The organism is Kitasatospora sp. NPDC002543, from assembly GCF_053594915.1.
This window is the reverse complement of the sequence record NZ_JBSFWR010000189.1, coordinates 1-6,855: the sequence shown is the minus strand read 5'-3', so window position 1 is coordinate 6,855 and position 6,855 is coordinate 1. Positions and strand designations below refer to the sequence as shown.

Here is a 6,855-nt window from a genome sequence, read left to right as displayed (position 1 = left end):
GGCGTAGTCGAGGAAGCCGTCCGGCCGCTGCGGGAAGCGGCCGCCGAGCGGGCGCAGGGCGCACCGCCCCGCCACTGGTGTCTGATGATCCATCTGGAGCGCCGACGACGTGACACCTGGGTGGTCGGAACCCGAGATCGTCAGAGCGAATGCCGGGCTTGGCTTGGCCGGGAACTGGCGCTACGAAGACCGTGCACAGAGTTGGTCAGCGAGCCCTTTTGCCAATCGCGTCGTCAACTACTCAACTCAGCAGCCCTGTCCGGTTCGCATGGCGGTTCCTGAGTTCTCTGTCGTCCCCGCCGAGCTTGCAGTTCATCCTGGAAACCGTCCGGTTGGACATGCGGAACGGCGACTACGCTCGCAGGGGCGACTTCCTGCCGGAGTGATGAACATCGGAATATGGGGTTCACGGGACCGGGCCGGCCGAAGGGTCGGTTCGGTCCCCGGTCGTTGTGAGGAATCAGGAGCCATGGCTGTGCGGGACTTTCTGAAGTCGCGGGAGGGGATGGTCCTGCTGGCGGGCCTCCTCTTGATCGTCGGCGTGACCGGCTACCTGAAGCTCAGGCCCGGTGGGTCGGAGACGAAGGACTACGTGGGCCGCTGGGTCGCGCGGGACGAGGTGATCGAGCTGCGGGAGGACGGGACGCTCGGGGAGGTGCGGCTCGACGGCTACTTCTGCCGGAAGGAGCCTGTGGCGAGCCCCGGCCCACTCGGCGAGTACCAGGGGAGCTGGAAGACCGGGAGCGTCGACGACGCGGGCTCCGGGGTCTTCGTGACCCTGCGGAACTACGAGCGTGGGCAGGACTGTCAGATCTATTTGCAGGAAGGACGGAAGGGGAAGACGTTCGCTCTGGGTGCCCAGCCGCGGGGGGATGCGGAGCGCTCCTTTGTGAGGGCGTAAGGCTACGGCCCGAGTGAGCCCGTCCCGGGAGCGCCCCATCCGTTCGTCGGGTGGGGCGCTCCCGGCGTTCGGGCGGCCGTACCCCCGTGGCGGCCGCCCGCCCGTTCCGGGGCTCACGGGTGGTAGACGACCTCGGGGAAGGCCTTGGACGGGCCGTCGAGGAGGTTGCCGTGGTGGCGGCCCCGCAGGTGGAGGTCGAAGAAGGCCAGCGGGTAGGCCTGTTGGATGAGGACGCCGCGCTGCGGGTCGAGGGTGCCGACCTGGGACTGGATCTCCTGCTCGGTCATGCCGAGCAGCTTGCCCGCCTGCGGGATCAGCGTCATGTTGTCGCCGTACGAGCCGTGGATGGCTCCGGTGGCCTGGACGTCGAGGCGCCAGCCGCGCAGGTGGCCCCAGAAGGTCCGGATGAACGGGCTGGTGGCCCGGTTGTAGTTGGCGGTCATCATCATGAACGGCCGGTCGATGTCGGTGGTGATGGCGGGGTTCGACTCCATCCGCCCGTCCAGGGTGAGCCCGGCGCGGATGCGCTGGTCGGCGACCATGGCGAGGCCGACGGCGGTGCCGCCCTTGGACCAGCCGAAGGCGCCGATGTTCCGGGCGTCCAGGCCGCCGAGGAGGCCGGGCGGCAGGGGGCGGCCGTCGACGTCGGGGTTGCGGCCGTTGGCGAGGTCGACGACGCGGTCGAGGAGGAAGAGCAGGTCGGCGGCGTAGTCCTTCGGGGCCAGCCCCGGGGCGACGCCGTCCCGGGTGACGACGGTGCCGTCGGGGAACTCGGTGAACCCGTCGTGGGTGTGGTCGACGGTGACGACGGCGAAGCCGTGGCTGGCCAACTCCTGGACCACGATGGTGCGGTCGGCGCGGTGGCTGCCCGCGCCGTGCGAGTAGACGACGACGGGCAGCGGCCGGCCGGCCCGGTGGACGGGCGCGCCCTGGTGGCCGGCGGTGAGCGGGGCGAGAGAGAGGGGGAGCGGGAAGCCGGTGTCGTCGAGGAGGGCCTGCAGGGCGCCGTCGGGCATCCAGGGGGCGAGCGGGTACGCGTCCGCGTCCGCGGCGCGGGCCGGGTACCAGACGGTGGCCATCAGCTCGCGGAACTTTCCGGGCCGGGCGTTCGGGTCGAGCCGGGACTCGTCGCGCAGGTGCAGCGGCACCATGCCCACCGGGAAGGGGCCGGTGGGGGCGGGCAGGGTGAGCCGCGCGGGGGTGCCGGTGCCGTCGGCGGAGGGGGTGGGGGCGCTGGGAACGGGGGCGGCCGAGGCGGTGCCGGCGAGGCCCAGTGGGGCGGCGGCACCCAGGGCGATGGCGGCGCCCAGCACGCGGCGGCGGGTCGGTCCGGAGGGGCGGGCGGTCGGCGTGGTGTCCATGCGCGAAACGCTGTCACGCGGCGCGTGGGGCGGTCATCGGCCCACGGATTGATGATCCGTCACCCCGCATCGGCCCGGGGGTTTACATCCCCGGGACGATGCGGAGGCGGGCCGGACCGGGCCGGGCCGGGATCGGGCGCGGGCCGGGCGGGGTGCCGCCGTTCGCGGTGCGCCGCCGTCCTACACGGCGTTCTTGTCGATCAGCATCCGCAGCACGTTGACGTGGAAGTCGGGGAAGTCCATCGGCACGATGCCGAACCGGGCGCGCTGCTGGGTGCGGGCGCTCAGGTACGGGTAGACCGTGCGGTCCATCAGGGCCTGCGAGCTGGTCTTCGGCCAGTAACCTCCGGCGTACGAGAGGAAGTTGACGAACATCTTCGGGTAGCTCGGATTGCCGAAGGCCTTGTCGAACTGGGCGGTGATGCGCTGCCCCTTCGTTCCGAGGGGGTCGAGGCCGTCGGTCTGCCAGAGGTCCTGGGTGTCGAAGTAGTCGTTCTGGCCGCTGGACCAGTCGATCAGGCCCCACGGGTTGGCGAAGTCGGCGATCAGGACGACCTTCCCCCGGGCGGTGGCGAGGGTCGGCCACCCGTGGAAGTGGAACAGGCCGCGGTAGCCGAGCCCGTCGAGGTAGTGGTTGATCCGCCGCATGAACTCGGTGTCGTCGAGCGACTGGCCGCCGGCGCGCTCGTTGCGCAGGCGCATCAGGACGGTCTCGCCGGGGTGCGACCCGAGGAAGGTCCGGCACTGGTCGAGCACGTCCTGGAGGCGGATGTGCTGGTAGGCGTCGGAGTGGTAGATCCCGAGTTCGTCGGGCGCGCCCTGGAGGCCGTTGCAGCGGATGTCGAGGAAACGGACGCCTTCGGCCAACTGCTGGGGGAGGCCCCAGTTCTGGGTGTGGGACCACTCGGTGCCGTAGGCGGGGTTCTGGCAGCAGGAGTCGTGGGTGCCGGGGACGGTGAGGTCGAGCAGGGACAGGTTGCCGTCGAGGCGGCCCATCCAGCCGTCGGTCGGCAGGCCGAGCGGGGTGGTGGCGCCGGTGGCTGCCAGGGCGGTGCCCGGCAGGGCGAGGCCGCCGAGGGCGGCGGCGGCGCCGATTCCCGCGCCCCACTTGAGAAGATCACGGCGTGCTGTGCCCATGGTGCGGCTCCTCGGGGTCGGGTTCGTCCGGTGTTCCGATGTGCGGCTGTTCGAGGTGTGCGTTGTCATCCTGGGGTACGCGACCGCCGATTCGGCAGGTTCGTGACAAGGAAATCCGGGCTCCCGGCCCGGGGCCCGGCCGGGTGAAGATCGAAATGCGCGGGTGACCGCCGCCCGCCACGGTGGGACCGTGGCTTCGATCGTCGTCCTCTTCGAACTGGGCCCGGACCAGGCCCTCGGTGCCGAGGGCGTCGGGCCCGGCGTGGTCGCGGTGCACGCCGCCGGCCAGGATCCGGACGTCCCGGAGGACCCGCAGGCACGGACCCTCTGCGGGCTGGACACCGCCCCGATGGAGCACGCCCACTACCGCCCGTCCCGGCCGGGCGAGCCGTGGTACCCGCCCGAGCTGGAGCAGCAGCGCTGCCGGCTCTGCGAGGTGGCGCTGCACCGGCTCTGAGGGCACACCGGGCCGGTGCGCACCGGGCCTGTCGGTCGGGCCGGTGCGCTCCAGGCCGGTGCGCCCCGACCGGCGGGCCCGGTCAGCGCGGCCGGTGGGCGATCGCGGCGAAGACCGTCACCGCCAGGTGGAACGTCCCGTGCCCGGCGGCCGCGTCGAGGTCGGCGTGGAGCCGGTCGCGCTGCTCCGCGGTGATCAGGCCCTGTCCGAGGGCCGCCGCACCGATGCCGCGGACGATCGGGCGGCTGATCGCGTGGGAGTCGTGCAGGAGGACGTCGGCGTCGAGGTGGTCGACGGTCAGCCCGGCCCCGACCAGCCAGCCCGCGAGGTTGCGTCCGGCGTCCGGGGTCGCGGCGGTGGCCCGGACGACGGTGGCCAGCGCGGGCCGGACCTCCGGGGCGACGGGGTGGAGCACGAAGGTGGACCAGTCGGTGTCCAGCAGCGCGACCCGGCCGCCCGGGCGCAGGACCCGGGCCATCTCGGCGACGGCCCCCGCCGGATCGGTGAGGTGCTGGAGGACGCGCTCGCACCACACCACGTCCGACTCGCCGTCGGGCAGCGGCAGGGCGAGGGCGTCGCCGTCCAGGAAGCGGGCCGGGCTGCCGGCCTCGGTGGCGCGGCGTCGGGCGACGGCCCGCAGCCCGGGGTGGGGCTCGATGCCGACGGCGGCGCCCCAGGTGCCGACCGCCGTCGCGAGCACCTGGGTCTCCGAACCGGTGCCCGCGCCGACGTCCAGTGCCTGCTCCCCGGGGCGCGCGCCGAGCCGGGTGTGCGCCCATGCGCGCAGCCGCCGTACTCCGGGGACGGCGGCCTGGGCGTCCAGCGCGGTGACCAGCCGGTCGGTGACGGCCGGGTCGGCGTTGGCGGAGTGGAAGGCCGAGGTGGGGCGCGGGTCGGTCACGGTCTTCACTGTAAATCGATGTGACGGGCCATCAGCCGTCGCCCCGCCGGGCCCGCCGTCAGCGGCTCAGGCCTGGTGCCACCACTGGTCCTGGAAGCCGTTGTCGCAGGTGAACTGGACGGCCTGGGAGTCGTTGTCGAAGCCCCGGACGACGAGGCACTTCCCGCTGTTGTGGTTGGCCAGCATGAAGTGGAAATTGCCGTTCGGGTCGAAGCGGACCTGCCAGTGCTGGTCCTGCCAGTTCGTACCCACCTTGTAGTCGCAGGGGGCCTGGACGGCGACGGCGTCGTTGAGTCCGCCGCGTACGGCGAGGCACAGACCGCTGTTGGCGTTCACCAGGTGGAGGTCGTCCGTGTTCGGTCCCAGGAAGGTCCAGTGCTGGTCGGCCCAGTAGGTCCCCACGGTGTAGTCGCAGCCGAACTGCACGGCGTTGCTCTCGCTGAACCCCCGGGCGACCAGACACCGTCCGCTGTGGTCGTTCTGCACCAGCGGTGTCGACCCCAGGAAAGCGTTCCCGGTCGCCTCGTGGGCGGATGCCGCCCCTCCCATCGGCAGGGCCACCAGGGCCGCCGCACCGAGAAACACGCCGAACTTCCTCGACTTCAAGGTGATCGTCCTCCCACGTCGGAAACGGGCCCGGCCAGGATCGCGGGGGAGAGGCGGTGGCGTCATCGCCGGAACGCGCCAGGATCCGGGGCCGGTGAGGGGTGGGCGTCGAGTGGCGCGGGGGGAGTCCGACCGGGGGCGTTGGGCGGGACTCGGGGCGCGGGCCCGCCGGCCCGAGTGGTGCGAGTGCTCCGATGGCAGCACGAGGACGCCTGGGACCGTACGTTGACGCCGGTCGATGGCCGGTGTGCGCCGTCGGTCGGCGCCGTCGGCCGGACCCGTGCGGTCGACCGACCCGGCGCCCGTCGCGCCGCGTGGGAGGAGCGGGACGTCGGCCCGGCCGGCTTCCCGCTCCTCGGATGTGGATCGGCGAAGGGCGCCGACTACACGCCGACCGCCGTGCCGGCGTGGGCGGACGCCGCCTGGTACTGGTCGTCGCCCTCGAACCGGGCTTCGCAGCCGGTGGTGAGGGTGCTGGCGACGATGACCGGGTCGAGGATCTTGGAGCCGGAGTTCAGCTTGGCGATCCCGCTCTGGTCGGTGGTCGCGGAGCCGACGCGCTGCCCGCTCGCGGTGCTGTAGAAGGTGATCTGCCGCCCCACGATCGGCTTGCCGTCCGCGTCGGTCAGCGTGGCCTCGAAGTCGCCGCTGATCGGTGCGTGGGCGACCACGTGGCCGCTGACCGTGCGTGCCGTGAGCCGGACGGGCTTCTTCTCGGAAGTCATCACGTAACCTCCCGTGTGCTCTGGGCTACTACCTCCACCGTAGGCACGTCGGTGAGGGCCCGCACCCGGGCCGTATCGCCGCAGGCCAGGGCATCAGCGGGCCCGCTCCGCCCGGGCCGGTTCCGCCCCGGGCGGGGGTGCGGGGAGCGGGCGCGACCCGGTGGCCTCCGGCGCGGGGAGCGGGCGCGACCCGGTGGCGTCCGGTGCGGGGATCGGGGAGACTCGCGCCCATGGTTTCGGTGTTGCAGAACGTGGCGATCGACTGTGCGGACGCCTATGAGCTGGCGCGGTTCTGGAGTGGTGTGACCGGTCGGCCGTTGGACCCCGACTGCCGGCCGGGGGACCGGGAGACCCAGGTGCTGCCGGCGGAGGGGCCGGTGCTGTACTTCAACCAGGTGCCCGAGGCGAAGACGGTCAAGAACCGGGTCCACCTCTGCCTGCGGCCCGAGACCTCGCGCGACCGGGAGGTGGAGCGGCTGCTCGGCCTCGGCGCCACCCTCGTCGGCGACCACCGCAACCCCGACGGCACGGGGTGGGCCGTGCTCGCCGACCCCGAGGGCAACGAGTTCTGCGTGCTGCGCAGCGACTCCGACCGGGCCGTCACGAACTCCTGACGCCCGTGCGCCGTCCCTCGCGCGGGGAGTGGGAACGGCCTGGAGGCGCTCGGTGCGGACACGGGGCCGAGCAGTCCCTCGCGCGGGGGAGTGGGAAGTCGGCCGGGCCGACTTCCCACAACCGGGGGGCCCGGGGGGGGGGCGACCGGGGGT

8 protein-coding genes are annotated in these 6,855 nt (G+C 72.8%); 3 read left to right on the top strand and 5 right to left on the bottom strand.

The features are described 5' to 3' along the window. Positions 1 to 469 precede the first annotated feature (469 nt). Positions 470 to 901: a hypothetical protein gene (locus ACWD4P_RS37590; protein ID WP_449782735.1), complete on the top strand. Its 432-nt coding sequence runs from the start codon at positions 470 to 472 to the stop codon at positions 899 to 901. A gap of 113 nt (positions 902 to 1,014) precedes the next feature. Here ACWD4P_RS37590 and ACWD4P_RS37585 read toward each other — a convergent pair whose 3' ends face one another. Together ACWD4P_RS37585 and ACWD4P_RS37580 are read right to left on the bottom strand one after the other, a co-directional pair. Next, positions 1,015 to 2,262, bottom strand: coding sequence for an alpha/beta hydrolase family protein (locus ACWD4P_RS37585; protein WP_449782734.1), 1,248 nt, complete (start codon positions 2,260 to 2,262; stop codon positions 1,015 to 1,017). Between the two features lie 180 nt (positions 2,263 to 2,442). Then, positions 2,443 to 3,399: a phosphatidylinositol-specific phospholipase C gene (locus ACWD4P_RS37580; protein WP_449782733.1), complete on the bottom strand. Its 957-nt coding sequence runs from the start codon at positions 3,397 to 3,399 to the stop codon at positions 2,443 to 2,445. A 190-nt stretch (positions 3,400 to 3,589) separates the two neighbouring features. On the opposite strand from ACWD4P_RS37580, the gene ACWD4P_RS37575 reads away from it, so the two are divergent. Then, on the top strand, positions 3,590 to 3,856 hold the full coding sequence (locus tag ACWD4P_RS37575; RefSeq protein WP_449782732.1) for a hypothetical protein: 267 nt from the start codon (positions 3,590 to 3,592) through the stop codon (positions 3,854 to 3,856). 82 nt (positions 3,857 to 3,938) lie between these two features. Here ACWD4P_RS37575 and ACWD4P_RS37570 read toward each other — a convergent pair whose 3' ends face one another. The 3 genes from ACWD4P_RS37570 to ACWD4P_RS37560 form a co-directional block, all read right to left on the bottom strand. After that, entirely contained in the window at positions 3,939 to 4,757 is an 819-nt protein-coding gene (locus tag ACWD4P_RS37570) for a methyltransferase domain-containing protein (protein ID WP_449782731.1), read from the bottom strand. Between the two features lie 66 nt (positions 4,758 to 4,823). After that, the gene (locus tag ACWD4P_RS37565) at positions 4,824 to 5,363 is read right to left on the bottom strand and encodes an RICIN domain-containing protein (protein ID WP_449782730.1); all 540 of its coding nucleotides are present in this window, start codon (positions 5,361 to 5,363) and stop codon (positions 4,824 to 4,826) included. A 383-nt stretch (positions 5,364 to 5,746) separates the two neighbouring features. Then, positions 5,747 to 6,088, bottom strand: coding sequence for an Ig-like domain-containing protein (locus ACWD4P_RS37560; RefSeq protein ID WP_359827348.1), 342 nt, complete (start codon positions 6,086 to 6,088; stop codon positions 5,747 to 5,749). 230 nt (positions 6,089 to 6,318) lie between these two features. On the opposite strand from ACWD4P_RS37560, the gene ACWD4P_RS37555 reads away from it, so the two are divergent. Beyond that, entirely contained in the window at positions 6,319 to 6,702 is a 384-nt protein-coding gene (locus ACWD4P_RS37555) for a VOC family protein (protein ID WP_359827346.1), read from the top strand. Positions 6,703 to 6,855 lie beyond the last annotated feature (153 nt).

Coding starts and splice junctions, on each gene's coding strand:
- ACWD4P_RS37560 (WP_359827348.1), bottom strand. CDS start 6,088: ATGACTTCCGAGAAGAAGCCCGTCCGGCTCACGGCACGCACGGTCAGC.
- ACWD4P_RS37580 (WP_449782733.1), bottom strand. CDS start 3,399: ATGGGCACAGCACGCCGTGATCTTCTCAAGTGGGGCGCGGGAATCGGC.
- ACWD4P_RS37590 (WP_449782735.1), top strand. CDS start 470: ATGGCTGTGCGGGACTTTCTGAAGTCGCGGGAGGGGATGGTCCTGCTG.
- ACWD4P_RS37555 (WP_359827346.1), top strand. CDS start 6,319: ATGGTTTCGGTGTTGCAGAACGTGGCGATCGACTGTGCGGACGCCTAT.
- ACWD4P_RS37585 (WP_449782734.1), bottom strand. CDS start 2,262: ATGGACACCACGCCGACCGCCCGCCCCTCCGGACCGACCCGCCGCCGC.